At 68.5% G+C, this 24,925-nt stretch carries 18 protein-coding genes and 2 pseudogenes; 13 read left to right on the top strand and 7 right to left on the bottom strand.

Annotation, left to right across the window (positions count from 1 at the left end; genetic code table 11):
- Positions 1-3: 3 nt before the first annotated feature.
- The 12 genes from tssC to ACN28I_RS07070 all read left to right on the top strand — a co-directional run bounded on the left by tssC (position 4) and on the right by ACN28I_RS07070 (position 13,176).
- Positions 4-1,497 carry a type VI secretion system contractile sheath large subunit gene (gene tssC, locus ACN28I_RS07125; RefSeq protein WP_420941352.1) on the top strand — a complete coding sequence of 498 codons (1,494 nt, stop codon included), beginning with the start codon at positions 4-6 and terminating at the stop codon, positions 1,495-1,497.
- Positions 1,498-1,544: 47 nt separating this feature from the next.
- On the top strand, positions 1,545-2,120 hold the full coding sequence (locus ACN28I_RS07120; protein ID WP_420941351.1) for a hypothetical protein: 576 nt from the start codon (positions 1,545-1,547) through the stop codon (positions 2,118-2,120).
- A gap of 155 nt (positions 2,121-2,275) precedes the next feature.
- Positions 2,276-3,529 carry a type VI secretion system baseplate subunit TssK gene (gene tssK, locus ACN28I_RS07115; RefSeq protein ID WP_420941350.1) on the top strand — a complete coding sequence of 418 codons (1,254 nt, stop codon included), beginning with the start codon at positions 2,276-2,278 and terminating at the stop codon, positions 3,527-3,529.
- 1 nt (position 3,530) lies between these two features.
- A complete protein-coding gene (locus ACN28I_RS07110; protein WP_420941349.1) occupies positions 3,531-3,926 on the top strand; it encodes a GPW/gp25 family protein in 396 nt (131 codons plus the stop codon).
- Positions 3,926-5,578 (top strand): hypothetical protein, encoded by a 1,653-nt coding sequence (locus ACN28I_RS07105; RefSeq protein WP_420941348.1) that lies wholly within the window; start codon positions 3,926-3,928, stop codon positions 5,576-5,578. The genes ACN28I_RS07110 and ACN28I_RS07105 overlap by 1 nt, the downstream gene beginning before the upstream one ends.
- Before the next feature lie 42 nt (positions 5,579-5,620).
- The gene (locus tag ACN28I_RS07100) at positions 5,621-6,223 is read left to right on the top strand and encodes a hypothetical protein (protein WP_420941347.1); all 603 of its coding nucleotides are present in this window, start codon (positions 5,621-5,623) and stop codon (positions 6,221-6,223) included.
- A gap of 10 nt (positions 6,224-6,233) precedes the next feature.
- Positions 6,234-7,883, top strand: coding sequence for a type VI secretion system baseplate subunit TssF (locus ACN28I_RS07095; RefSeq protein WP_420941346.1), 1,650 nt, complete (start codon positions 6,234-6,236; stop codon positions 7,881-7,883).
- Positions 7,880-8,518: a DotU family type IV/VI secretion system protein gene (locus tag ACN28I_RS07090; protein ID WP_420941345.1), complete on the top strand. Its 639-nt coding sequence runs from the start codon at positions 7,880-7,882 to the stop codon at positions 8,516-8,518. Before ACN28I_RS07095 ends, ACN28I_RS07090 begins: the two co-directional genes overlap by 4 nt.
- Before the next feature lie 102 nt (positions 8,519-8,620).
- The gene (locus ACN28I_RS07085) at positions 8,621-8,824 is read left to right on the top strand and encodes a hypothetical protein (RefSeq protein WP_420941344.1); all 204 of its coding nucleotides are present in this window, start codon (positions 8,621-8,623) and stop codon (positions 8,822-8,824) included.
- 3 nt (positions 8,825-8,827) lie between these two features.
- Positions 8,828-10,459: a hypothetical protein gene (locus ACN28I_RS07080; protein WP_420941343.1), complete on the top strand. Its 1,632-nt coding sequence runs from the start codon at positions 8,828-8,830 to the stop codon at positions 10,457-10,459.
- A 1,320-nt stretch (positions 10,460-11,779) separates the two neighbouring features.
- Positions 11,780-12,664, top strand: coding sequence for a hypothetical protein (locus ACN28I_RS07075; RefSeq protein ID WP_420941342.1), 885 nt, complete (start codon positions 11,780-11,782; stop codon positions 12,662-12,664).
- Positions 12,661-13,176 (top strand): hypothetical protein, encoded by a 516-nt coding sequence (locus tag ACN28I_RS07070; RefSeq protein ID WP_420941341.1) that lies wholly within the window; start codon positions 12,661-12,663, stop codon positions 13,174-13,176. Before ACN28I_RS07075 ends, ACN28I_RS07070 begins: the two co-directional genes overlap by 4 nt.
- A gap of 1 nt (position 13,177) precedes the next feature.
- Here the strand turns inward: ACN28I_RS07070 and ACN28I_RS07065 are convergent, their stop codons facing one another.
- The 7 genes and pseudogenes from ACN28I_RS07065 to ACN28I_RS07035 all read right to left on the bottom strand — a co-directional run bounded on the left by ACN28I_RS07065 (position 13,178) and on the right by ACN28I_RS07035 (position 24,334).
- On the bottom strand, positions 13,178-15,439 hold the full coding sequence (locus ACN28I_RS07065; RefSeq protein ID WP_420941340.1) for a phage tail protein: 2,262 nt from the start codon (positions 15,437-15,439) through the stop codon (positions 13,178-13,180).
- Complete coding sequence (locus tag ACN28I_RS07060; protein WP_420941339.1) at positions 15,440-15,664, bottom strand: hypothetical protein; 225 nt, start codon at positions 15,662-15,664, stop codon at positions 15,440-15,442.
- A 28-nt stretch (positions 15,665-15,692) separates the two neighbouring features.
- Positions 15,693-17,621: a hypothetical protein gene (locus ACN28I_RS07055; protein WP_420941338.1), complete on the bottom strand. Its 1,929-nt coding sequence runs from the start codon at positions 17,619-17,621 to the stop codon at positions 15,693-15,695.
- Positions 17,622-17,771: 150 nt separating this feature from the next.
- Positions 17,772-19,181: a type VI secretion system contractile sheath domain-containing protein gene (locus ACN28I_RS07050; RefSeq protein WP_420941337.1), complete on the bottom strand. Its 1,410-nt coding sequence runs from the start codon at positions 19,179-19,181 to the stop codon at positions 17,772-17,774.
- Positions 19,181-19,489 (bottom strand): ATP-binding protein, encoded by a 309-nt coding sequence (locus ACN28I_RS07045; protein ID WP_420941336.1) that lies wholly within the window; start codon positions 19,487-19,489, stop codon positions 19,181-19,183. The genes ACN28I_RS07050 and ACN28I_RS07045 overlap by 1 nt, the downstream gene beginning before the upstream one ends.
- Before the next feature lie 697 nt (positions 19,490-20,186).
- Positions 20,187-20,252, bottom strand: a pseudogene (locus ACN28I_RS07040) (hypothetical protein); the annotation flags it as partial.
- Between the two features lie 1,288 nt (positions 20,253-21,540).
- A pseudogene (locus ACN28I_RS07035) lies at positions 21,541-24,334 on the bottom strand (YncE family protein).
- A 201-nt stretch (positions 24,335-24,535) separates the two neighbouring features.
- On the opposite strand from ACN28I_RS07035, the gene ACN28I_RS07030 reads away from it, so the two are divergent.
- Positions 24,536-24,907: a VOC family protein gene (locus tag ACN28I_RS07030; RefSeq protein WP_420941335.1), complete on the top strand. Its 372-nt coding sequence runs from the start codon at positions 24,536-24,538 to the stop codon at positions 24,905-24,907.
- Positions 24,908-24,925 lie beyond the last annotated feature (18 nt).

The raw sequence follows: 24,925 nt of genomic DNA, 5'->3' as shown, positions 1-24,925 counted from the left end.
CCCATGGCCGTCGAAAAAAATTACCTGAATGAGCTGTTCAAGGTCCGCGGGCTCGACATGCCCACGAGCGCCTCGCCGATGATCGGCACGGGCCTGGTGCCCGCCACCTTCAACGAGGTGCAGGTCCCGGGCGACGAGCGCTTCATGTCGTCGCTCGCGGCGCTGCTCTACAACGTCGAGCCCGTCCAGGACGAGGCGGGGCAGATCCGCTTCGACAAGGGCGAGGTGCTCAAGGCCGTCGCGCGCATCGATGAGCTCATCGAGGCGCAGATCAACGAGATCCTCCACCACGAGAAGTTCCAGCAGGTGGAGTCGGCCTGGCGCGGTCTCGAGGACCTCGTCAACAACACCAACTTCCAGGCCGATATCACCATCGACATCATGGATGTGGCCAAGGAAGAGCTGGCCGAGGACTTCGAGAAGAACTCGAGCAGCCTCTTCTCCAGCGCCCTCTTCGACAAGGTCTACATCAAGGAGTACGACCAGTTCGGCGGCCGTCCCTACGGCGTCATGCTGGGCCTGTACGACTTCACCGCCTCGCGCGCGGATCTCACCTGGCTGGAGCGCATGGGCACGGTGGCCAACGCGGCGCACTGCCCGTTCATCGCCGCCGCCAGCCCCAAGTTCTTCGACTGCGACAGCGTCGAGCAGCTCGAGTCGCTCAAGAACCTGGATGGCGTGCTGAGCCACCCGCGCTACAGCAAGTGGCACGAGCTGCGCGACAAGGAAGAGGCCGCCTACATCGGCCTGACGCTGCCGCGCTACGTGGTGCGCCTGCCGTGGGATCCCGAGAGCAACCCCTGCGAGGTGCTCAACTTCAAGGAGAACGCCCAGGGTGACTCCAAGAAGTACCTGTGGGGCAACACGGCCTACCTGATGGGCCGCAACCTGGTGAAGGCCTTCGAGCTGTCCGGCTGGTGCCAGTCCATCCGTGGTCCCAAGAGCGGCGGTCTCGTCACGGGCCTGCCGGTGGACTCCTTCACCATGCGCGGCCAGAAGATGATCCAGGCGCCGGTGGAGATCGCCATCCCGGACTACCGCGAGTACGAGTTCGCCCGCAACGGCTTCATCCCGCTGGTGTACCGCAAGTCCACGGGCGAGGCGGCCTTCTTCAGCACCCAGTCCATCAAGCAGGCCAAGAAGTTCAAGGACCCCAAGGACTCCGAGAACTCGCAGCTCGTCACCAACCTGGCCTACACCTTCTCCATCACGCGCCTGGCGCACTACATCAAGAGCATCCAGCGCGACAACATCGGCAGCACCGCCGATGCCGGCTACGTGCAGCGGCAGATCGAGTCGTGGCTGTCGGGCTACGTCACCACGATCACCAACCCGGACGATCTGACGCTGCGGCGCTTCCCGTTCAAATCCGTGGCCGTGCAGGTTGAGGCGCGCCCCGGGGAGATTGGCTGGTATGATTGCAAGGTGGCCGTGCTCCCGCACATCCAGTTCGAAGGCCTCAATGTGGAGCTGATGTTGGAGTCCCGCCTGGGATGACCAGGCCCCCGTCGTAGTCCCTACCCCATCAACCGAAGGAGGGCGACATGCCTCAGTACGCCAAGTCCCTGGACATCTACCAGGGTTTCAACTTCAAGAAGGACAAGCAGACGCCGGTGGGCTACATCACCAAGCTGATGGTCGGTGATGTGGAGCTGGCCGCCGATCAGACGACGATCAAGGATCCGGAGCAGCCGGGTGCGGATCTCGGCGACAAGGTGGTGGGCGTGCTCAGCCACTACCTCTGGGAGACGGGCACCACGGACGCCATGTACCTGTCCGCTCAGGTCTCCACGGCCAACAAGCAGTCCCTGGCGGCCAAGCTGCTGACCGACTGGACCAACATGGAAGTCTCCTTCACCTACGTGGTCTACGAGTACGACCCGCGGGAGAAGAAGTACTTCAAGTCCAACCACTCGGATGCCGAGCTCAAGGGCATCCTGGAGAAGAACGGCAACGACCTGAACCTGACGGTGGCGGATGATCCGTCCCGCGAGGTGCAGTCGCCCGAGAACTTCACCCTGCAGATCGGCATCAAGCCGCAGACCCAGGAGCAGGTGGTGCACATGGCCACGGGCGTGGGCAAGAACCTGTCCAAGCAGTGGGGCATCACCGCGGCGTAGTCACCGCGCGCCAGCCACCCGCTGGTCCTCTGGCAGGAGGACGCGTTCCTCCTGCCAGGGTGACGGTGAGGGTACGCTGGAGTCCCGCCTGGGAGGGGCTGGAGAGCCTCCAGCGAGACGGCCTCTTTGACCCTTCACCCCCAGGAATCCCGACCATGCAGCACCACAAGCTCGCGCGGGTCCGCTGGCAGGTTGGCCAGACGCTCCTTCCCGAGCACTTTCGCGCCCAGGACGAGTCCCTCTCCGCTGAGGCGCGGGTTCACGCCGGGCTGTCCGGGCTGCCCCAGACGGGCATTGCCGTGCTCGCGTGGAGCGAAGCGCTCCTGGCCGAGGGCAGTCTCTCCATCTCTTCCCTGACCGCCGTCCTGCCGGGAGGCTTCCTGGTGGACGTGCCGGGCAATGCCGCCCTGCCTTCTTTCTCCCTGGAGGCCACCGGGCGCGCCGAGGTCACCGTCTTCCTGCACCTGCTGGAGGACACGCGCGGTACCGAAGGTGTGCCGCTCTACGCGGATGAGCCGCCCAACGTGCAGCGCGTGCTGCGCAAGCTGCAGCTCTCCAGCGAGCAGTCCGTGGACCGGGCCCTCTCCACCCTGGAGCTGGTGTCCTTCTCCAAGAATCTCGATGGCTCCTGGCGCCCCGCGACGCGGAAGGTGCCGCCGCTGCTGCTGGTGGGCCCCAATCCCTTCCTCAACGGGCTGCTCGCCGAGCTGGACATGTTGCTGGAGAAGGCGCACGGCCAGCTCCGCACGCTGCTGCTGGACAGCTACCAGCGGGGAGAGCGGCTCGCGAGCGCCCGCCGCACCCTGCTCGAGGTGCACCGCCTGCAGGCCCTGCGCACCGACATGCGCAACGGCATCAGCCCCCACCCGTACGTCTTCTTCGCCGCCCTGCGCCAGTTCTACTTCGAGGTGTGCTGCTACCTGGAGCTGGAGCCCGCCGGCGACATGCCCACCTACCTCCACGATGATCCCGCCGAGGGGCTGTGGGGGTGGATGACGCTGCTCAACCGGGCCTTCCGCCCCGAGGACACGCGGCTCACCTACAAGCCCTTCGACCAGAAGGAAGGGCAGTTCGTCCTCTCGCCGCTGCCCACGCTGGAAGAGGGCGTGCAGAGCGAGCTGTACCTGCTGGTGCGCAGCGAGGACCCCAGCCAGCCTCCTTCCATGGAAGGCGTGAAGGTGGCGAGCCCCGCCCGCCTGCCCGCGGTGCGCCGGCTGGCGCTCCGGGGCATTCCCTTCCAGCACGTGCCGCACCCCGCCTTCCCCCACGCCTTCGGCCCGGAGATCTCCTGGTACAAGCTGTCGATGGGGGAGGAGTGGCAGTATGCCCAGCGCGACAACGGCATGGCCTTCTACGCCACCCCGTCGCTCCAGGGCACGCAGGTCTTCCTCTTCTGGCGAAGGGCTTGAGATGGCACGCCCCTCCTTCCTCGACAAATTCACCAGCCCCTGGCAGCGCTCGGGCTCCGCCCAGGGCGAGCTGGCGCTGGTGCGGCAGAACCTGGAGTCCGTGCTCAACACCAAGGAGGGCTTCGGCTACTTCGTCCAGGGCTTCGGTGTGGGCCGCTACACCGAGAAGTTCGGCACCCGGGATCTGATGGCGACGCTCTCCGGTGAGCTGCTGCATTCGGTGCGGCAGTTCGAGCCGCGCCTGGAAGAGCCGGAGTTGGAGCTGCGCGGCCGGGACTCCGGCCTGTGGCTGCACTTCATGCTCACCGGCCAGCTCAACGGTGCGCCCTGCACACTGCGGCTCCTCTTCCATACCGTGAGCGGCCAGGTCCGGGTGGAAGAGGACGAGGAGGGGTGATGGAGCACACCTTCGACGAGCGCCTCACCGTCACGCTCACGCTCACCATCGCGGGCAAGGCCCACGAGATCATCGCCGGCAGCATCAAGCGCTTCGCGCTGGAGCTGTGGAGCTGGGGCCTGGAAGGCGAGGTGGAGTTCCTGCTGACGGACAACTCGGCCCAGGGGGGCAAGGAGAAGGACGCCCTGCTGGCGGACTTCCTCAAGCCGGATCTGGTCGAGGTGTCGCTCGAGGTGAAGGCCGTGCTCGCCGAGGCCTCCACGAAGCCGTCCCATACCGCGCTGAAGGTGCAGGGGCTCGTCACCGAGAAGACGCTCGTCGAGGAGGTCGTCCCCACCACCAGCGGCGCCAGCGTCATCCTCCACCGGCGCTATGGCATCCGCTTCCAGGACGCCGCGCGCGTGCTGTGGCGGCAGCACTACCCCTGTGCCCTCTACACCTCGAAGACGCTCAAGGACGTGCTGGAGGCCCACAAGGGTGACAAGATCCGCCTCGCCTATGACTGGGACGCGGGCCTGGGCACCTCGCACGCCCTGATCTTCGTGGGGTTGGACCCCGAGAAGGGGGCCAGCTTCTACGACTGGGTGCTCTGGTACGTGCACGGCCACATGGGGGTGTGGACCTACGACTACGCGACGCAGGGCTACAAGTTCGCCGCCGCCAAGGACACCTCGGGCACGCCGCTGAACCTGGTGGATGAGAACCTGCAAGGGTTGGAGGTGCTGCTGCCCGAGGTCATCCGCCATGACGTGACGGTGCTCAACGCCACGGCCGAGAGCCCCCAGACCCAGCCCGTGACGCAGAAGCAGGCCGTCGCCGGCATCCGCCAGGACGTGCTGCTGTGCACCCCCATCTCGGACGAGGTGCAGGCCCGGGTGGACCTGGAGACGGCGCGGCTGAAGTGGCGCAGCCCGGAGATGGAGCTCGTCTGGCGCTCCTTCCCCGAGAAGACGTTCGCTCCGGGAGCCCTGGTGAAGCTGCCGGACAACGCGGCCTGGGGCGCCGCGGGCCTGACGGCGGGCGAACCCCTCCGCGTCCGCAGCCTGCACGTGTCCGGTGAGGTGTCCGACGATCAGGGCCAGGAAGAGGTCTACAACGATCCCAGTGCGCTCTTCTCCTTCCGCATGAGCACCCGGCTGGAGCGCAAGGACGATCCCCACGTGGATCTGCCCGCCTGGCAGCCCCCGGCCTACCCGCGCTACGTGGAGGGCTTCATCGTCAGCGAGCAGGGCGCCGACCAGGACGAGACCTGGCAGGCCTACACCGACTCGAAGACGTCCCTGGACGGGTACAAGGTGAAGATCCCTCTCTTCGCCGATCAGATCATCCCCGCTCCCTTCAACCCCAACCTGCTGCCCGGCCACTTCTACTTCCCCGCCTACAAGGGCGAGCGGGTGCTGGTGGGGCTCGACTTCCAGCGCGCGTGGATCAAGCGCTTCCTGGACTGGCGCACCGGCGCGCGCATGCCGCAGGACGGGCAGGGCGTGCAGCTGCTGGTGGGGAAGACGCCCGAGAATGGCACCGCGCTCAAGCACTTCTACACGGACGACAAGCCCGTGTTCCTGATGCAGCGCACCAACGCCAAGGACACGCAGAAGATCCAACTAGACGAGGGCACGCTGCTCATCCAGGTGAAGGAAGAGCAGTCGTGAAGCGGCGGGGGCCCCGGCTCCCCACCAGGAAGGCGAGGAACCATGGGCAAGCTCGTCTGCACCGTTGAGCTGGACAAGGAGAAAGGCGTCACCGTAAAGGTGGAGAACGCCGACGACCAGATCACCCAGACGGTGGTGATGGATGGCACGAGCATCACCATCACCGTGAAGGGCTCCGAGGAGACGAGCACCTACGTCCAGAAGCAGGACAGCGTCACCATCACGTGCAAGGATTTCACCGTGGACGCCACCGGGACGCTCACCCTCAAGTCCGCCAAGGCCTCGAGCTGGGCGAGCCAGGACATCCTCAAGGTCGAGAGCACCAAGGACATGACCTTCACCTCCAGCGCCAAGCTCACCCAGAGCGCCACGCAGGACGCCAAGCTGTCCTCCAATGCCAAGGTGGCCATCGAGGCCGCCACCAACCTCGATCTCAAGGGCATGCAGACGAGCTTCACGGCCACCGGCGGCGACAACAAGATCGAGGGCGTCAACCTGAAGATGGCCGCCAAGGCCCAGGCGGAGCTGGCCGCCCCGATGATCAAGGTGGCCGCCCAGGCCAAGCTCGGCCTCGAGTCCTCGGGCATGGCCGATCTCAAGGGCTCGATGACCACCGTCGGCGGCTCGCTCGTGAAGCTGGGATGATGAGGGTGCGGTGAGCGATTCGTCGGAGCGGGTGTACCTGGACTACCTCAACGAGCTGGATGCGCTCGAGCGCTTCCGGCAGCGTTTCCTGGGCTCGTACCCCACCGTGCCCATGGACCGGGAGGATCCGCACGTGCGGCGCCTCATCGAGTCCATGGCCTTCTTCTCGGTGCAGACGCGCCTGGCCACGCAGCACAACCTGCGCTCCACCTGGCTGCGGCTGTTCTCCTCCTTCTTCGACTTCCTCCTGCAGCCGCTGCCGGCGGTGGCCCTCGTGCAGGCGCTGCCCGCGGAGAAGATGACCGAGACGGTGGTGCTCACCCGGGGCACCGAGCTGCGGCTGTCGCCCGCTCACGGCATGGCCGGGACCTTCCGCACCCGCCGCCACCTGCGCATCCTCCCCATCTCCTCCGCGGGCACCGAGGTGGTGCGTCTGCCGGACGGACGCTGGCGGCTCATCCTCCGCTACGAGTCCAGCTTTCCGCGCCGGGATCCGGTGGGCCTCTTCAGCCTGCACGTGCGTCACCTGGACGAGTACCGTCCCTCGCTGGCCGTCTTCCACGCGCTGCGCCAGCACCTCACGCAGGTGGGCGTGGTGTATGACGCGCCGGCCAACGAGTCCTCCCAGCCCCTCCCGTGCGAGTTCTCCCTGGGCAACGCCCCCGGCGAGCTGGATGACGCGGGCGCCTACGAGCACCCGCTGCAGCGCGTGCGTGCCTTCTTCCAGATGCCCGAGCAGGGCCTCTTCCTCCACGTGTCGGTGCCCTCGCACCGCAAGGAGTGGACCCGCTTCAGCCTGTGCCTGGACCTGGACAAGTCCTGGTCCGTGGGGCGCTCGAGCTACCCGGACTTCCTCCACCCCTTCGTCGTGCCGGTGGAGAACCTCAAGGCCGAGCCCGCCCAGCCCATCGTCACCGACGGCACCCGCTCCGAGTACCCCATCCGCGGCATGACCGCCGGGCGCGACCTGCAACTGCACTCCGTCACCGGCGTGTACGTGCTGGAGAAGACGGGCCGCACGCCCATGCGTCCCGCCTTCCTCCCCGGCGAGGGGCCCAGCTATGAGCTGGACGAGTCGCTCGACGAGGAGCTGCGCGCCCGCCACAGCCTGCTGGTGCGCATGCCCGAGGCCTTCCGCGAGCCCCGCAAGCTGCTGGTGGAGGCGCTCTGGTACCAGCCGCAGTTCGTCTCCGAGGCCGTTGGTCGGCTCGCCGTCTCCACCCCGGGCCGGCATGTGGAGGGCCTGGGCTGGCAGCTCGTGGGCCGGCTCGAGGCGCACCGCGAGAGCACGCTGCGCAACGACGTGGCGGGGCTGACCCGGCTGCTCGCCTGGAAGGTCAAGTCCACGCTCGAGCGCAATGAGCTGGCCGCGTTGCTGAGCTACCTCGGCACCCCCTCCGAGGAGCCCTTCCGCCGCGTCATCCCCTGGCTCCGGGAGCTCAAGGCCACGGTGGCCCCGGACGGCGCCCTGCGTGGATCAGGCCTGTTGCACGTCTACGAGCTGCTGCTGGAGCCCTTCGACGCCAGTGCCGAGCCCCTGGTTGCCTGCTTCCTCGAGCAGGTGCACCAGCTCCTGGAAGCGTGGAATGCTGAGGCCTCGGTGGTGCTGCGGCCCACCGTAGCGGGGGCTGGTCCCTTCCAGTTCAAGGTATCCTCATGAAACTCGAGCATTGGCAGAGCATCCTCCGGACGCACCGGCAGGTGCGCTCGTTGTTGGATCAATCCCTGCCTCCCGAGCCCGCCGCGGGCGGAGAGCGCACCCAGGTCCGGGTGGGTCTCCAGGGCCTGAACCAGCTCCAGCAACTGCTCCTGGCCGAAGTGGGCGTCCTGCAGAAGGCCCTCGGCGGCACCTACCGTGACGAGGAGATCGACGAGGCGGTGCGCCCCTTCGTCTATCTCGTCGACGAGCTGGTGCTGCGCCGGCTCGCGGACATGGAGCAGGCCGACTGGCCCCTGCTGCAGTACCGGCTGTACGGCATCGACTCGGGCGGCGATCGCTTCTACGAGGTGGCCGACGAGAAGCTCGTCCAGCGCGGGGCCTCGCCGCTCGTCTTCGAGCTGTTGCACTTCTGCCTCACCGCCGGCTTCGAGGGCCGCTACGCGGGCAACACGGCCCGGCTGCGCGAGTACAAGGAGCGCCTGGCCGCTCGCATCCCCACGCCCGAGGCGATGCCCGCCCTTCCGACTCCCGTGGCCCAACAGCCGCTCGTCCACGCCTTCCCGTGGCGTTATTACGCGGTGTCCGGATTCGTGGTGGTGACCGTCCCGGTGCTACTGTGGTGGCTATCGCGATGAGGGCCGAAGCGCAGATCATCAAGGAACTCCAAGGGGCCCGGACGCAACTGGGCCGCCTGGAGAAGATCATCCACACCGAGGCTCGGGGGACTGAGCGCGGGCGTGGAGCCGTTGCTGGCCGAGGTGCGCGCGGGGGTGGCGGTGCTCTTCCCGGAGGCGGGGGAGACGCGGCTGGCGCCCAAGGAGCACGAGGCCCGGCACGAGAAGCTCCTGCAGTCGCTGGATGAGCTGGAAGACGTGTTGGAGGCACTCCAACTGGCCGCGCGAGCTGGCCGCTCCAATACGAGCACTCGCGGGGGGAGATGAGCCGTGGAGTCGCAGCTGCTCAATGTGGTGATGGCGCAGGCTCCCGCCGGGGATCCGACCAAGGCGCTCAGTGCGGGGGTGAACTCCCTCAACACGGGCGCCCAGTCCGTCAAGTCGAGCGCGACGAAGCTCGGCAAGCTCTGGGACATGGTGAGCCCGTACCTCATCTGGATACTCGTGATCGCCCTCGTGGCGTTCCTCGTGTACGCCACGGTGAAGTGGCTCGTGCCGTGGTGGCGCCGCCGGCGCGCCGGGGATCCGGCCTCCAGCGGCCCTCCGCCGATGGACTCCAACCGGCTGGTCCGGGTGCGCCAGGCCTTCCTGTCGGGGCTGCCCTGGGCCAACCGCGCCGCCGTGGTGGACCTGCCCAACGTGGTGGTGCTCGGGCCCGCCGGCAGCGGTAAGACGGAGCTCATCGGCCTGGACGTGGACTGGCAACGCCAGGCCCGCCAGTTCCTTCCCAGCTACACCGCGGACGCGCTCCTGCAGGTGTACCTGGGGCCCGACTGCGTGGTGCAGGAGGTGTCGGCCCCGCTGCTCGAGGATGAGTCGCTCGGGGCCCGCGGCGCCCTGCGCCGGATGTGGCAGAAGTGCTTCAGCCACCGGCAGAAGGGTCTGGCCGTCATCGCCCTGGACGTGCGCTGGCTGGCGGACACCCCGCCCGACGAACAGCGGCGCATGGCCCAGCTGCTGCGCGGCAAGCTCAACATCATGTCCGAGGCCCGCGGCGGCCCGGTGGAGACCCGCCTGTGCCTCACGCACATGGACGGGTTGGAGGGCTTCGAGGACTTCGCCCGGCTGCTGAAGAAGCACCGCGTGCCGCTGTCCTTCGACATCCCCAAGGCGGGGGAGGAGGGCCGGCTGGCCTCGCTGCTCGAGGGCCAGGAGCAGTACCTCGCCCTGGGCCTCACCTCGCTGCCGGTGGACGACTTCGAGCGCCTGGAGCACTTCTACTCCCAGGGCGGACGCTCGTTCTCCGCGCTCGGCCGCTTCGTCTCCGCGCTGCTGGAGGGCGACACGCTCTCCTACAAGCCCCGGATCACCCGGGTGTTCTTCTCCTCGCGCACGCCCGAGGCGCGCGCCAGCGACACCCTGTCCGTGGTGGCCGAGGAGAGCTCCACCCAGTCGCTGCGCCAGCACTACCTGCGCACCCACCTGCGGCGCGCCGTGACGATCGCCGCCGTGGGCTGTCTGCCGGTGATCGCCGCGTACGCCCACTTCTACTCGCTGCTGGGCGAGGCGCAGGAGGAGCTGCAGCGCTTCGAGGACACGATCGCCGAGCTGCGCCAGCAGGGGTTGGAGGGCAGGGGGGAGGTCGTCGAGCAACAGGTGAACGAGGCGGCGGACGCGCTGCTGCAGCTCAACCGCGCCACGCGCTGGTGGCCGCCGCTCAGCTCCAGCTTCCCCGATGAGATGCTGGATCTGCGTCAGCGGCTGGCCCGGGGCATCCGGGAGAGCCACCTGCGGCCCGCCCTCGCGCACTGCCGCAAGCAGCCCAAGGATTGCCGCCCCGAGCAGGTGCTCTACCTGCTGGCCACCCTCCACGCCTCCAATGGGGACAGCCTGGGCTCCTTCGTGCAGCTCCAGCGTCCAGCCCCAGCACACGCGCTTCCTGCGCCAGTTCCGGGAGGGTGAGTCCGCGACGGCGGCCACCTCCAACGTCGAGAAGACCCGCACGTGGATCTCCGCGCTGGAGCTGCGTGAGCCCCTGGTGGCCACCTACGTGCTCGCCAGCGACGAGCCCTGGGAGCGCACTCCGCCCTGCCGTCGCGGGGCCGTGCAGATCTCCAACAACGCGGACGAGGACTGGTCCTGCTGGCCCTACCCGCAGCGGCTGACGTTCGAGAGCCAGCTCAAGCCGTGGGTGGAGCACCTCCTGGCCCTGCGGCAGACCCTGGAGGCCGGGCACAAGGGGCTGCCCGATCTGGAGCTGCGCCGCGAGGAGCGCGAGCGGCTGCAGGCGCAGCTCGCGGACCTCGACGTCTATACCTCGCTGCCCAGCGTGCTCAACCTGTTCGACGCCTCCGCGGTGCAGGTCAACACGCGCCACTTCGAGGGCATCGAGACCACCGTCCAGGTGCTCGATTGGCTCAGGGCGAACCGGGACACGCTCGCCGCCGTGCTGCGCATGGAGGAGGAGGCCTACGCGGGCTACCAGGCCGTGGGGAAGATGACGCCCTCCGAGCTGCTCACCCGCGATGGCCTCTGGCTGACGGGAGAGAACAAGGGCCCGTACCGCATCGAGCTGCTGCAGCAGTCCTTCGAGTTCCGCCCGCCCCAGCTCTCGCGGGATCTGCTCCAGGCCCTGCTCGACACCTACGAGAAGGACGGCAAGCTGAGGGTCGCCGCCCATGCCTCCGTGCGCGATGGGCAGATGGTGTTGACCCGGACGCCCTTCGAGGCGGACCTCAAGCCGCTGGTGGATGACTTCACCCAGCGCCTGAAGAACGCCCAGCTCCCGCTGGACGAGGCCGCCAAGCGCGAGGCCTACGTGCAGAAGCGCGTGAACGGCTTCTCCCAGGGCTACCGCGACGGCCTCTTCCACACCATCAAGGGCTACGACTTCAACGTGCCGCGCAGGCAGCTTCTCGACTCGCTGTCCCGGCTCACCCAGCCGTCCTCGGAGCAGGTGGACATGCTGCGCGACGTGGCCCACCGGGCCAACCTCGAGCCGCTGGAGGGGCCCTACTACGAGCCGCTGCGCAATGCCGTGGCGCCTTTCCGCCCCATCGTCCAGCTCATGACGGCGGACAAGAGCGGCTTCTATGCCGCGCTCGCCCCGTACCATGCGCTGGTGGCGCAGATGCATGACGAGCTGGACGCCGTGTCCAGGCCCGGCCAGGACAAGGCCGCTGGCAAGGACGCCGCCGCGGCCGCCGCGGCCAAGGGCAAGGCCCCGGAGGAGGAGGCGGAGGGCGAGGCGCAGCAGGACGGCACCGCGGAGGCCTCGCGGACATGCTCACCCCGCTGGAGAAGGTGGCCCTGTCCATGCTGCTCGAGGAGGAGGGCTCCTACCTGCGCAAGGCCCAGGAGTGGCTGGACACGCAGGGCATCACCGGCGATCTGCGCCAGCCCTTCCTCAAGCCCTTCCTCCAGGTGCAGAAGCTGGGCAAGCAGGAGCTGGAGAGCACCCTGGCGCGCCAGTGGGAAGAGGCCGCCGGGCGCATGCTGCGGCCCATGCTGGAGCGCTACCCCTTCAACCCCGACTCCAAGGAGGACGTGGATCCGGGCGAGCTGGAGGTGCTGCGCCGCAAGGACGGTGCCTTCTGGCACTACGTGGACCAGATGTTCTCCCGCGTCACCGTGGAGCGCGGCACGCAGTGGTCGCTGCGCGGTCCGCTGCGCGAGAAGCTGACCATGCCGGACGAGCTGCTGCTGACCCTCAGCCGCCTGTCCCGCCTGTCCAAGCTGCTGTGGGATGACGAGGGCCGGCCCCGGCCGCTCATGTTGAAGGTGCAGCCCCAGCCCCTGCCCGCGCCGCCCATCACCGGTGTCTTCGTCACCATGTCCTCCCTCAAGTGCGGGAAGACGACCGCGTATGGCTTCAATCAGAGCCCCACCTGGCAGGAGTTCCCCCTGAGCTGGTGGGATCAGCAGGTGTCCTCCATCGTGCTGGAGATGCGCTCGCCCGCGCGCGACGCTCCCCAGTACCTGTCCTTGCCGTGGAACCGCTCGGCGTGGAGCTGCTTCCGTCTGTTCGAGGAGGCCACCCTCACCAATGATCAGCGCCGCCAGTGGAGCCTCGCCCTGCAGGGCAACGGCGTGGGCAAGCGCGGGTTGGATATCAGCTTCGGCCTCAAGGGAGACCCCTGGGTGCCTTTCCGGGAGGTGCCGCGATGAGCGCACGCATGTATCGGCTGACGGCCCTGGCGGCGCTCGCGCTGCTGGGGGCCTGTGGCCCGAGTCACGTCAATCTCAGCATCAAATCGCCTCCCGGGACCAACCTGGGCCGGCCCATGTACATGCTCGTCCGGCAGGTGGACCCCAAGCAGTACGCCAACGAGGCGTACTCCGAGGTGGCCGCCAAGGTGGGCGCCCCGGACAACACCGTGCTGCAGACGTCCGTCATCTACCCGGGCACCATCCAGCGCTTCCAGGTGAAGACGCCGAAGGAGGGCGCGTTGGCCGTCTCCTTCCTCTTCACCGCCCCGGACGGCAACTGGCAGCTCCTGCTCAGCCCGCCGGTGACGACCGCGGTGGACATCGAGCTGACCGTGAGCCGCATCCTCAGCGACTCGACGCCTCCCGCGCTGCCCCAGGAAGAGCAGGGTGCGCCCGAGGCGAAGCCTCCGGAAGGCATCAAGATGCCGGAGCTGCCGAAGGAAATGCCCAAGCTGCCCGGCGCCAAGTAGCTCAGGCGGCCAGCGCGCGCACCTGGGCGTCGAGCCCGTCCATCATCTTCTCCACCCAGGTGCGGGCCTGCTTCACCGGCTCCTCGAAGAGGGTGGTCTCCTGGATGGACTTCTCGATCTTGTCCAGGGGCGCGAGCAGTTGCTCCCGGGCCTCGTCCACGCGGCCGGCCATGGCGTCGATCTGCTTCGCCGCCGTGTCCATCAGTCCGTTGGCCTGCGTCGCCATCGGGTTGAGGAGCTGATCCACCCGCTGGGCCAGCTCGGTCTCGATGCGCTCCCGGGCCTTGTGGACCTCGTCGAGCGCCTGCTCCACCGACGTGCGCGCCGTGTCGAGCCCCGACTTCAACTGCTCGCGGGCCACGTCCACCTGCTTCTCGATCGCCTCACCCACCTTGGCGAGCTGGTCGGCCGCGGCCTTCACCCCATCGGCGAGGCGCTGCTGGAGCATGTCCAACTGCTGCTTCACCTGGGTCTTGAGATCCTCCACGCGCGCGGTGACCTGATTCACCATCGCCTCTACCTGCTTCACCACCTGATCCCGGGCGGTCGCGATCTGCGCCGTCACCTGCACCACGAGCTGCTCCACCTGGGTCACGGCCTGGTCGATGGTGCTCTGCACCGACTCCAGCAGGGTGCCGATCTGCTGCACGAGCTGCTCCTGCAGGGTCTGCACCTGCTGCACGGCCTGCGTCTGGAGCTGCTCCACCTGGGTGATGAGCTGATCCTGCAGCGTCGTGAGCTGCTGCCCCACCTGGTTGGAGATGGTCGTGATCTGCGTGGAGATCTGCGACACCACCTTGGTGATGGCCTGCATGGCCGGGTCCACCAGCGGCTTGGGCAGGTCCGAGGCGGGGATGGCCTCCAGCATCTGCACGGCCTTGGCCAGCACTGACTCCAGCGTGCCCACCAGGGTCTTGTAGAGCGTCTGCAACTGCTCGAGCTTCTCGGGCAGCAGGGCGAAGAGCGCCTGGAGCTGCTTCTCGAGCTGCGCCACCGTCTCCATGAGCTGATCCAACACCGAGAAGGCGGTGTCGATCGTCTGTTGCACCGGGGCCTGGATGGACTCGAAGGTGGTGATCGCCGTCCTCATCACCGCGTCGATGGCCTCGCTGCCCTGGGTGATGAGCGTGTCGATCTGCTGCTGGATCTGCTCGATGAGCTGCTCCACGGCCTTGATCTGGCTGGCGAGCTGCTCCACCTGTCCGGCCAGGGTCTGCTCGATGGTGTCGAGCACCTGGTTGAGCTGATCACGCCCGGCCCCGAGCGTGTTGCCGACGGTGCTCTCCAGTGTCTGGAGGAGCTGATCGGCCGTCTCGGCGGCGCTCTTCACCGTGGAGCGGACCGGCTCCAGTCCCGCGCGGACCTGCCCGATGAGCCGCCGCGCCTCGGCCTTCGAGGACTCGCTCGCGGACCGCACGCTGTCGTGGAGGCCCTGCAGCGCCGTGGCGGGTTGGACGATCACGGCGTCGAGCGCCTGGGTCAGCCGTTCAGTCTCCTGGCCCACCGTCTGGCGGATCTGCACCGCCGGGGCGAGCACCAGCGTCGTCACGTTCTCCAGCTTCGTGGCCGCGCCCTTCAGCTCCTCGCTCGCGCGGGTGCGGACCTTGTCGAGCTCCTCCTGGAGCTGCTTCTCGCGGGCTTCCAGCTCCTCGAGCGGCTTCTCCAGCTCCTTCTCCGCCTGATCCTTCAGCTTCTGGAAGTCCTCCTGGAGTTGCTTCTCGCGCTCCTCGAACTTCTTCTTCTGCTGCTGCACCTGATCGCGCAGCTTCTTGATTTCCTCCTGGAGCTGCTTCTGCCGGGCCTCGAGCTGAGCGGCCGCTTCCTTCTGCTTCGGCTTCGGCTGGGCGCGCAGCTTCTCGAGGTCGGCCTGGAGCTGCTTCTCACGGGCCTCGAGCTCGGAGGTGAGCTTCTTCACCTCCTGCTCCGCCTGGTCACGCAGCTTCTTGTACTCGCCCTCAAGCTGCTTCACGCGCTCGTCGAGCTGCTTCTTCAGGGCGTCCTTGCGCTTCTTCAGCGCGGCGAGCAGCTCGGAGGACAGGGACTGGCAGCGCTTCACCACGTCCTGTCCCAGCGAGTCGAGCTGCTTCACGAAGGACTGCTCCTTGCCCCGCACCGTGCCCTCCAGGGCCTGGACACGGGAGGAGACCGCGGGCTCGATGGCCTTCACGGACTTCTGCACCCGGCCCCCGGAGGACTCGAGCTTCTTGCGCAGGGCGAGCACGTCGTCCGCGGCCTTGTCGAACCTGGACCACAGGGCCTTCACTCAGGGCTCCATCTCCGCCAACTCGGCGTCCAGCGCATCAATCTGCTTCGAGAGCTCGCCACCGAACGCGTCCACCTCGGGACGCAGCGAGCCGATGGCCGCCTCGAGCTTGCCCGTCAGGGCCTCGGCCTCTGTCCGGATCGGCTTCAGCCGGGCCACCACGCCCGTACTGAAGGACTCCAGCTCTCCGCGCAGCTCCGCGATCTTCCCGCTCAGTTGCTTCATGGATCCGCTCCGTCCCCCGGTTCCTGGCTCACCGCAGCTTCTCGAGGGCCGCCTTGGCCTGCTCGGCCGCGCCCGAGAGCTGGCTCACTCCCTGCGACAGCCGGGAGGTCGCCCCCTTCAGCCCGCTTTTGGCCTCGGCCACCTTGGCGCCCACCTCCGTGCGGGCCCCGGTGAACGCCGCCTTGGCCTCCGCCTGGGCGCTCTTCATCTTCGCACGCACCGCGCCCATCGCGGCCTGGTAGGAGGCGGAGGTCTCCCCGATGGCGCCTCCCACGGACGCCGTGAGGTCTCCCTTGGCGGCCTCCACCTGGGGCGAGACGTCATAGGTGGGCGTGGGGGCCGCGCCACTCTGGGACTCCTTCACCTGGATGAAGAGGTGGCCTTCCCCCATGCGGATGACCTGGGTGTCACCCGAGTTGGTGCGCAGCATGCGCCACACCGGTTTGTCGTCCTGGAAGTCGTGCGTGAAGGCCGTCTGGCTCGTCTTGTTCCAGCCCAGGAGGATCTGATCGCCCTGGCCGTCCTGCGGCGTGCGCACGCCTTCCTTCCAGTCGAGGAAGCGGTCGAACTCGGCATGCGCGAAGTGCAACGCAATCAGCACGCGCGTGTTCTTGTACGGCGGGAAGAAGAACTGGCCGGGGAAGTGGATGGGCTCGGCGGGCACGCTCACCGTCTGGTTCCACAGCGGCACCGTCATCCGGAAGTAGGCGAGCGACGTCTTCTCGTCCTCGACGATGAGGTAGCGCCGATCCTGGGGCTCGCCGCCGGGGCTGTGCACCAGGGCCTCGACGTGGATGGGGTAGCGCGGGGCGCGGAAGGCGGGCAGGGTGACCAGAGGCTCCGAGGCGGACTCCAGCCGTGCCGACATCCGCACCTGGTAGTTGGCCTGGGCCGTCTGCTGGTTGTCATGCTGGCCCTCGCGCTCGGCATGGGCCTCCAGCTCCAGCTCCAGCACCCGCTGGTCCTCGTCGAGCCCCGTCAACGCGGCGGGCCACAGCGGGCCCTCCAGCCGCACCAGGGCGCCGGGATGCACGGGCACCGAGGGGAAGTGCTTGAAGGACAGGTTGAACTGCCGCTGGCGCACCTGCAGGCGGATCTTCTCCAGCTTCTGCCGCTGCTCGGCCTGGGCGGTGATGGGGTTGCGCAGCAGCATGTCATGGGACACGCCCGCGACGGCCTGGGGCTGTGCGATGGGCGTGGTGGTGGGCCCGTTGGCCAGCGCGTTGAGCACGCGGGTGCCGTGGCGGATGGGCTGCGGCAGCCGCACGTCCATGTGCCCCACCTGGAGGCGATCGAGCACGGCCGCCGTGCCCGAGGGCTTGCTGTCGGCCAGCAGGTACTCGTTCTTCTGGGTGTCGTAGCTGAAGACGCCGTTGTTCGCGTGCACGTACCAGAGGACGAAGTCGTAGAAGCTCACCTCGGGGGCATCCGCGCCCAGCGCGAGGCAGAGCATCTCCTGCTTCTGGCGCAGCGCGGCCCAGTCGTAGGAGAGCTGGAGGGTGGCCTTGTGGGCCTCGATCACCTCCTGCATGGACATGTCGGTGTGCAGCTCGACGGGGCGGTGCTGGCGCCAGAGGACCTGGGCGGCGTCGGCGAACTCGAAGGTGTAGCGGCGGAAGACGCGCTCGGCCTTCTTGTCCTTGCCGTGGGTCTCCGCGATGAGCCGGCGGCTGCGGGCGAGGCCCTGGACCACGAGCGGCGCGGGCGGCGTGTCGAGCGCGGGGTTCACCGCGGACAGGGCCAGCCGCACCTGGACGAGGTCCGGCTTCTGGAAGGCGGTGTAGAGCGGCGCGTCCTTCTTCTCCAGCGAGGTCCAGAAGGTGACCGAGGCCGTGAAGCCATGGCTGCCCAGGCGCACGGCCAGGTGCTTCACCTGGCCACCGGGGATGGAGAAGGACTGGCCGCCGATGGTGAGCGTCAGCTCGGGCTTGAGCTCCTCCTGGAATGCCGTCCTCACCGGGTGGTCTCCTCCCCCCCTACACAGGGTGCCTGGGCGCATCATCTCACATCCCCGCCGGATTCGTCCCCAGAAGCCCCCCCGTGGCGGCGAGGGGCAGCCGGGCAGCCGGAGGCCCGGTGGAGGAGGGGACGGCTCGGGCGGTCCGTCTCAGCCGCGCAGCGGCAGGATGAACTCGAGCTGCACGTGCGTGCCCGCGAGTTCGGGCCGGAGCGAGGCGTGAACGTGGACGCCCCGCTCGCCGGGCCCGGTGGACACCACCTTCCCCTGGAGCTGACAGGCCCTCCCCGGACCCGTGGGGAGGAACGCCTCGGCGGCCCGGGTGAAGACGGCGGACACCTCCTCCTGCCGGGCTCCCGCGGGGAGGCGCTCCGCGATCTCCTCGGCGAGGCGGACGATGCGGCCGGTGAGAAGCTGCGCGGGCAGGGGCGTGGCATCCCGGCCTCCGTACACGGTGGGTGCCGCCGCCAGCAGCACGGCGTTCGAGTCCCACCAGCCGCTCACGCCCACCACGCCTCGCGCGGCCAGCCGCTCCTGTTCCCGCAGGGAGATCCCCACCTCGGTCGCCACCGGCGAGCGTCCGCCCGGGCGCCACACGGCGGGCGCCTTCGTCCCGCTGCCCGGCCCCACCAGACGGCCGAAGGTGCGCGTGTCGCGAAAGCTCGCCGCCAGCAGGGCCGCCATGGCGAGCGCGGGGCTGGTGAAGCACTCGCGGTGCACCTCTCCCTGGTGCTCGGCCATCATCACCACGGGATTCTGGGCGGCGCACAGCCAGCGGGAGGCTTCGTCCGCACGCAGCCGGCTCCACGCTTCCGACGCGGGGGCCTCCCGGACGGCCACCACCATGGGCAGACAGGCCTGCTCCCCCAGGGCCGCGAGCCGACGCAGGGTGTCCACATCGTCGAGGGGCTCGAGGAGGAAGCACGCATCGGGGCGCTGGAGGGCGGGGACGCCGAGGCTCTCCGAAAGCGCGTCCACGAGCTGGTGGGGCTCCGCGTCGAGCACCTCGATGTCCATGCCCGCGGAGGGGGGACAGTGCGTCCACAACCAGTGCAGCCCGCGCCAGGCGGACTCCAGCCGTGCCACCCGGGGGTGTTGGAGGATGTCCCGCGCGGTGCCGAAGAGGGCCTCTTCGATGAGGGCGAGCGCGGCGCCCCGGGCCTCCCGGGGCGAGTGCGTCTTGCGGAGGGCCCCGGCCAGCGCGGAGGACAGCAGGCCCGGGCCCAGTCCTTCCAAGAGGCGGGCGGCGTCCTGGGGGCCCAGGCCTTTCGCGCCGGAGAGCGCGTCGCGGACGGCGCGCAGGGTGCGCAGATCCGGAAGGGCGTCGATGACCGCGGAGAGCTGGAAGGCCTCCGGCCCGTCGAAGGAGACGACATGGGAGCTCGCGTCACCGGAGCCGATGCGGTCCTGCACGGTGACGCTCAGCCCGCTCCCGGCGCGCCCGAGGTGCTCGGCGAAGGCGGCCTCGGTGAGGAGGAAGCGGCGGCCCGAGGGGGAGGGGAGGAGGGCCCCGGCGACGAGCCACCGCACACGGACGGCGGGCGGAGGGGTGGCGTTCATCAAGCGCTCGCCCGCTCACTCCGCTGCTCGGGGGCGAGGGGCAGCTCCAGCGTGAACGTGGCCCCCTGGCCTGGCCCGGCGCTGTACACCCTCAGTTCGCCCCCCAGCTCCTGGGCCGCCAGGGCACTGGAGTGCAGGCCGAAGCCGTGCCCCTCGTCGCGGGTGGTGAAGCCGTATTGGAAGATGCGGGTGCGCATCTCCGGCGCGATGCCCATGCCATTGTCCCGCACCTCGATGTGGATCCGGCCGGGCGTGGGGCTCGTCATGCTCACCGTCAGGTGCCGCTGCCCCTCGGGCACCACGTCCATGGCGTATTTGGCGTTGCTGATCAGGTTGACCAGGATCATCAACACCTTGTGCTTCTCCGTCACCACGGAGGGCACGTCGGCCAGTTTCCGCTCCACCTTGACGGCATGGCGGCCGAGCGCCGCCTGGTTGATGCGCAGGGCGTCCTCCAACAGCTCTCCCAGATGGACGGGCTCGAAGAGCTGCTGGGGCGTCCGGGCGTAGCGCTGCTGCAGCTTGACGATGGCTCCAATGTGCTCGGTGTGCCGGCTGACGTCGCTGAGCAGGCTCTGGAGGCTCCTGCCCCTCCTCCTGCAGGTGCTTGCCCAACCGGCGCATGAAGGGCAGCACGTTCTTCCCGCGCTCGTCCTGGGTGAGGAAGGCCGTGAGGTCGGCCCGGTGCGCCTCGAGCAGATCCGCCACCTTCTCCACGCTGTCGAGCTTCAGCCTGCCCAGCCGCTCCCGCGCCAGCAGCGTCGAGGTGAGGACGCTGTTGAGCACGTTGCCCACGTTGTGCAGCACGTTGGTGGCGATCTCCGCCCGGCCCACCTGCCGCGCCGTCTCCACCAGTTGCCGGTGGACCTCCTGGAGTTCCCGCGTGCGCTGCTCCACCCGCTGCTCCAGTCCTTCGTTGGCCTGCCGCAGGGCCTCTTCGCGCCGTTGGATCTCCCCGGCCATCTGTTGGAAGGCGCTCGCGAGCTGTCCCAACTCGTCCGCGCGCGAGGTGTCCAGCGTGACATGGAAGTCACCGGCCTCCAGCCGGGTGGTGGCCTGGGTGAAGCCCATCAGCGGGCGGGAGATCTGCTGCTTCAGCACCCAGTACATGATGGCCAGCTCCAGGAGCAGCGACACCACGCCGAACCCCAGGATATAGCGCGCCGCCTGGAAGGCGGCCGCGGACACCACCTTCTCGGGCAGCACCGTGACGATGCGCCAGTCCGGGCCCTTCAGCCGGGCCACGGCGAGCAGCTCGCCGTACTCCGGGAACTCCAGCACGGCCTGGCCAGAGGGGTGGTCCTTCAAGCGCTCGAAGAGGCCGTGCAGGTGGGCCCGCTGCCGGGCGGTGCCCGCGTGCGCGGAGACATCCTCCGGTTTCCCGGTGTTCTTCAGGATGTCGTAGACGCCCTCTCCGCTCTTCATCTTCATCTCGGGGTGGGCGATGAGCTGGCCATCGTCGCGGATGATGATGTTGTAGGCCCCGGGGATGTGGTTGTTGATGGTGCGGACCATCAGCTCATTGAGGAGCATGTCATGGGAGATCGTCCCCACGTGGCGGCCGTCCACGTCCAGCGGGGTCGCGACCGTGACCATCCACGTCTGGGTGGGCGTATCCTCGTAGATGCTGGTCCAGGCGGACTCCCGCCGCGGGTTGTTCGCGGGCAGGCCGAGGGAGAAGTACTCGAAGTCCTCGAGCGAGAAGGTGGGCTCGAGGTCCTGGAAATAGTTGGCTCCCTCCGGCCAGTACCCCACCACGGCTCCCTCCGGGAGGATGACGCCGGTGGTGGAGAAACGGACATGGAAGGCGGGCGCATACTGGAGCGTCACTTCGTAGGCGGCCAGGAGCCGGCGGCGGAAGTCGGCATCGGCCTTCACGTCCCGGGGGATGAAGACTCCCGGCATCCGCGTGCCATCGAAGAGCTCGCGACGGTTGCGGATCGTCCCGTCGGGACGCAGGGCGAACAGCTTGTCGAAGCGGGCGTCCACGTCCTCCTGGCTCAGGGCCCGGATCTGATCCTCCAGGGCCTTCTTCATGGCGGCGTGGTTGTCCTCCGCCAGCACGAAGAGGGCCTCCTCCCGCTCGCTGCGCTCCGTGACGTTGCGCTCCATCTGCACCACGGCCTCGGCGCGCAGGGAGTAGAAGATGTGGAGGTAGCTGAAGAGCGTGGTCAGCGCGATGATCACCGCGATGCGCACGCCCATCTTGATGAGCGTCGACCGGGCCAGGGATGACCGGGCAGGGGTGGGGGGCACGAGCTGTCGGGTCATGATGGATGTGCTCGGTCAACCGGGGGGATGTTTCACGGGCGCGCCCGGGCCGATCCTCGAGGGAGCGGCCCGGGCGTATCCGGCTTGCTCAGGGGGTGCTGAGGGGATCCGCCGGGTTGCTGCCCGCCGCCCGCTCGTCGCCGTCGAGGAACCCGTCCAGATCGCGATCGATGCCGATGCGCTGGCCCGAGCCCGGAGGCGTGCAGGTATAGGTCAGCGCCCCGCCGCCCGTGGTGACGTGCAGGCGGAGGGCCGCGTCGGTCAGTTGCGGCTTGGACTGCCGGTCGGGCTTGAAGTGCCCGCCCTGGTAGAAGAAGCCCACCTCGGTCAGCGCGACCCGGCCCTTGGCCACCAGATCGCACTCGCCGGCGTTCGCTCGCGCCACCAGCAGATCCACACGGGAACCCACCACGGCGTGGTTGAGGGCCGTGAGGGTCACCTGCTGGCCGACGATCGGCGCCAGGTTGGTGTCGAAGGCCAGCATGAACTGCTCCATGTCCAGCTTGGCCTGGAAGCCCGCGGGCGTGTCCGGGATGCCCACCGAGTTGAAGATCGGATGGACGTCGAAGCTGCTGTTGAAGCGGAACAGCGTGTCGATGGAGCCATCGCTGTTGAAGCCGAAGCCGCGGATCTGATCTCCCATGAAGGGATCGGCCGGCATGAGGCCGAAGTCGTAGCCCACGCCGAACATGCCAACCTTCTGGTACATGTTCCGCAGGTGAGGCGTCTTGGGGAAGAGCGCCGTCCCCACGAAGGCCGAGAGGCCCTCCGTGCCGAAGAAGCCCTTGGCCACGCCCGCGCTGGGGTTGGCGTTGGGATCCAGCGTGTGGCAGGAGTTGCACGAGCCGTGGAAGAAGCTCGTGGTGTTGAAGTAGAAGTCGCGTCCCGCCTGCTGCGCCGGGGTGAGCGAGTTGTCGAGGTTGCGGACCGGGTTGGGCGGGTAGGTCACCTGGAGGATGAAGTCGGTGAACTGCTGCATCTCCGCGGGGGTGAGCTGCGCGTTCCTCCCGAGCAGCTCCATGAACGCCGGGTTGAACTGCTTGAACGCCGCGGCCTCGTCGAAGGCCCCGCTGTCCGGCTGGGCGGTCGGCGCGGTGTCACCGCCGTTGCGATCCCCGCGCCAGTGCATGGCACCGTGGTTCGCCATCCCGCGCAGGCTCTGGGTGGAGAACGGCCCCTTCATCGGGTGGAAGTTGGGATCCTGGCCGAAGGTGGGATCATTGCCGAACTCGGGCGGCACCTGGACGATGGGGTTCGAGCTGGTCTTGTAGACGCCATCCGGGTTGCCCAGATCCCACACCAGGCTGTCGAAGTCGCCGAAGATGTGGCAGCTCGCGCAGGACGAGTCGCCGTGGCTCGAGCTCTTCTTCGCGTCGTAGAGGAACGGACGTCCCGCCACCACGCTCGCCGGCTCGGGGTTGTGCATCCGCACGTGGGCGACTTCCTGGCGCGTGACGGTGTTGACGACGGAGATGCCGTTGTCGAAGCGCGTCATCACGTACATGCGCCCGCAGCTCTCATCCAGCACCATGCCGGTGGGGCCGCCCCCCGTCAGGGGAATCTGGTTCGTGGTGCTCGGCACGAAGGTGTCGGCCTCGAGCGCGGCGGTGGAGTAGACGCCGATCTTCGAGGAGCCGAACGCGGCCACGTACAGCGTGGTGCCGTTGGAGCTCACCGCCATGCCCATCGGCTGCGCGAGGCTCTTCTCGTTCTCCGCGTTGGGGATGGGCGCGCAGCAGGCCGCGTAGTTGATGTGCTTGTTGAGGTGCCGGGGGGCCACACCCGAGGAGCTCGGCACGGAGATCCGGCTCTCGTGCAGGTGCCCGCGGAGCGTCTGTCCGGCGAAGGTGCCCGGGCCCTCGAAGCGCAGATCATTCCGGGCCTCGGTGTTGCTGACGTACACCTTCCCGTTCACCGGGTTGACGGCCATGTTGAACAGGATGGTGCCCACGCCGGAGTAGAAGCCGGACGTGCCGGAGAGCTGCGCCGGCGGGTTGGCGTTGGCGTCGATGACGAACACGTCCTTGTCCGGCAGGGAGAACTTCACCTTGTCCGTCCACGAGCGGCCCAGCACGTCCACCCAGTCCTGGCCGTTGAACCGGACGAGCACGGAGACCTCGGGCGCGGGCTTGCCCTCGGCGTTGACGTTCGGCCCGGGGACGCCGCCCGCCGCCTCGCCGCCGTTGGGCACGAGGATCTCATGCACCACGGAGGAGCGGTTTCCGGAGTGGAACGCGGCGGCGTAGACGCGCGAGCCGTCCGGCGTCACCGCGAGCGCGCGCGGGGTATCACTGAAGAGGGTGACGATCGTCAGCGGGTTGCCACCCAGCGAGGTGCCCAGGCTGTTGGCATCGAAGACCCAGACGTCGGCCCGGCCCACGCCCGGCGTGGTGAACTGCGGATCGAAGGGCACGTTCTGGCCGCGGTGGGCGGCCGTGACGAAGGCGCGATTCTTCCCCGTTCCGGCGAAGACGATGTCGCGCGGCTCGTCACCCACGAGCAGCGTCCGCACCACCGAGCCAGCGCGCCCGTATGCGTTGTGCCGCACGATGCTCACGCTGTCGGACAGGTGGTTGACGACCCAGAACCTCGCCGTCACTCCGCACCGCGACCGCCACCGGCTCGAGCCCCACGGGCACCGAGGAGACATGCGTGAGGGAACCCGCCCCCACATGGAAGATCTCCAGGCGGTTGTCCGGGGTGTTGACGGCGTAGAGGAACCTGCCACCCGGGGAGAGGGCGAGCGGACGCACCTGTCCGCTCTCGAAAAGAGTGAACGACGACGCGGCCGCCTCGTGACCCGTCACCGCTCCCACGAGCAGCAGCGCGACGAGGGCTGATCTCAGACGATTCCAGCGAGATGCCGGACTACTGGCTTCCATGAGGGCTCCATAATAATACAGAGAGGCTGAAAGAATCCTTTTCAACAGGATGCCTCTCGGCGTCAAGTGAACCACACCTGGGCCTTGACATCGCCTGTGTCCCCTGGGACCCGGGCCGGGAGTGGGATGACCCGGGGGTGAGTCCGTCCTGGGCCCGGTGGGAGGGTACACGCTAGCGTCACGTGGATGAGCGCCCGGCGCATGTTTCCCATGCTGTCCACCGAGAACCTGGAGCAAGCCCTCCGCTTCTACGGGGAGCTGCTCGGAGGCACCGAGACGTACCGTTTCCCCGAAGGCGGGCAGCCGGTGTTCGTCGTGTTGAAGCTGGGCGAGTCGGACATCGGCCTCGGCGCCATCACCGGGGCCCCGCCGTTGCACGGCCAACCGCTGCGCCCGGCCCAGGGGCACCGCATCGAGCTGTGCGTCTACGTGGACGACGTGGATGCCACCATCGCGCGGATGCGGGCGGGCGGGGTTTCCATCCTGCTCGAGCCGTCCGAGCAGCCGTGGGGTGAGCGGGTTGCCTACGTGAGCGATCCGGACGGCAACCTGGTGATGCTCACCCGCGGGTAGCTCGCGGGTGGCATGCCG

The organism is Archangium gephyra (assembly GCF_049060025.1).
Taxonomy (GTDB): Bacteria; Myxococcota; Myxococcia; order Myxococcales; family Myxococcaceae; genus Archangium; species Archangium gephyra_A.
This window is presented reverse-complemented; position numbering and strand designations above follow the sequence as displayed.

What these genes read in the sequence shown, in the direction of transcription:
- tssC (WP_420941352.1), top strand. Translation starts at nt 4, where the DNA reads ATGGCCGTCGAAAAAAATTACCTGAATGAGCTGTTCAAGGTCCGCGGG.
- ACN28I_RS07120 (WP_420941351.1), top strand. Translation starts at nt 1,545, where the DNA reads ATGCCTCAGTACGCCAAGTCCCTGGACATCTACCAGGGTTTCAACTTC.
- tssK (WP_420941350.1), top strand. Translation starts at nt 2,276, where the DNA reads ATGCAGCACCACAAGCTCGCGCGGGTCCGCTGGCAGGTTGGCCAGACG.
- ACN28I_RS07110 (WP_420941349.1), top strand. Translation starts at nt 3,531, where the DNA reads ATGGCACGCCCCTCCTTCCTCGACAAATTCACCAGCCCCTGGCAGCGC.
- ACN28I_RS07105 (WP_420941348.1), top strand. Translation starts at nt 3,926, where the DNA reads ATGGAGCACACCTTCGACGAGCGCCTCACCGTCACGCTCACGCTCACC.
- ACN28I_RS07100 (WP_420941347.1), top strand. Translation starts at nt 5,621, where the DNA reads ATGGGCAAGCTCGTCTGCACCGTTGAGCTGGACAAGGAGAAAGGCGTC.
- ACN28I_RS07090 (WP_420941345.1), top strand. Translation starts at nt 7,880, where the DNA reads ATGAAACTCGAGCATTGGCAGAGCATCCTCCGGACGCACCGGCAGGTG.
- ACN28I_RS07075 (WP_420941342.1), top strand. Translation starts at nt 11,780, where the DNA reads ATGCTCACCCCGCTGGAGAAGGTGGCCCTGTCCATGCTGCTCGAGGAG.
- ACN28I_RS07070 (WP_420941341.1), top strand. Translation starts at nt 12,661, where the DNA reads ATGAGCGCACGCATGTATCGGCTGACGGCCCTGGCGGCGCTCGCGCTG.
- ACN28I_RS07060 (WP_420941339.1), bottom strand. Translation starts at nt 15,664, where the DNA reads ATGAAGCAACTGAGCGGGAAGATCGCGGAGCTGCGCGGAGAGCTGGAG.
- ACN28I_RS07050 (WP_420941337.1), bottom strand. Translation starts at nt 19,181, where the DNA reads ATGAACGCCACCCCTCCGCCCGCCGTCCGTGTGCGGTGGCTCGTCGCC.
- ACN28I_RS07045 (WP_420941336.1), bottom strand. Translation starts at nt 19,489, where the DNA reads ATGGACGTGGTGCCCGAGGGGCAGCGGCACCTGACGGTGAGCATGACG.
- ACN28I_RS07030 (WP_420941335.1), top strand. Translation starts at nt 24,536, where the DNA reads ATGTTTCCCATGCTGTCCACCGAGAACCTGGAGCAAGCCCTCCGCTTC.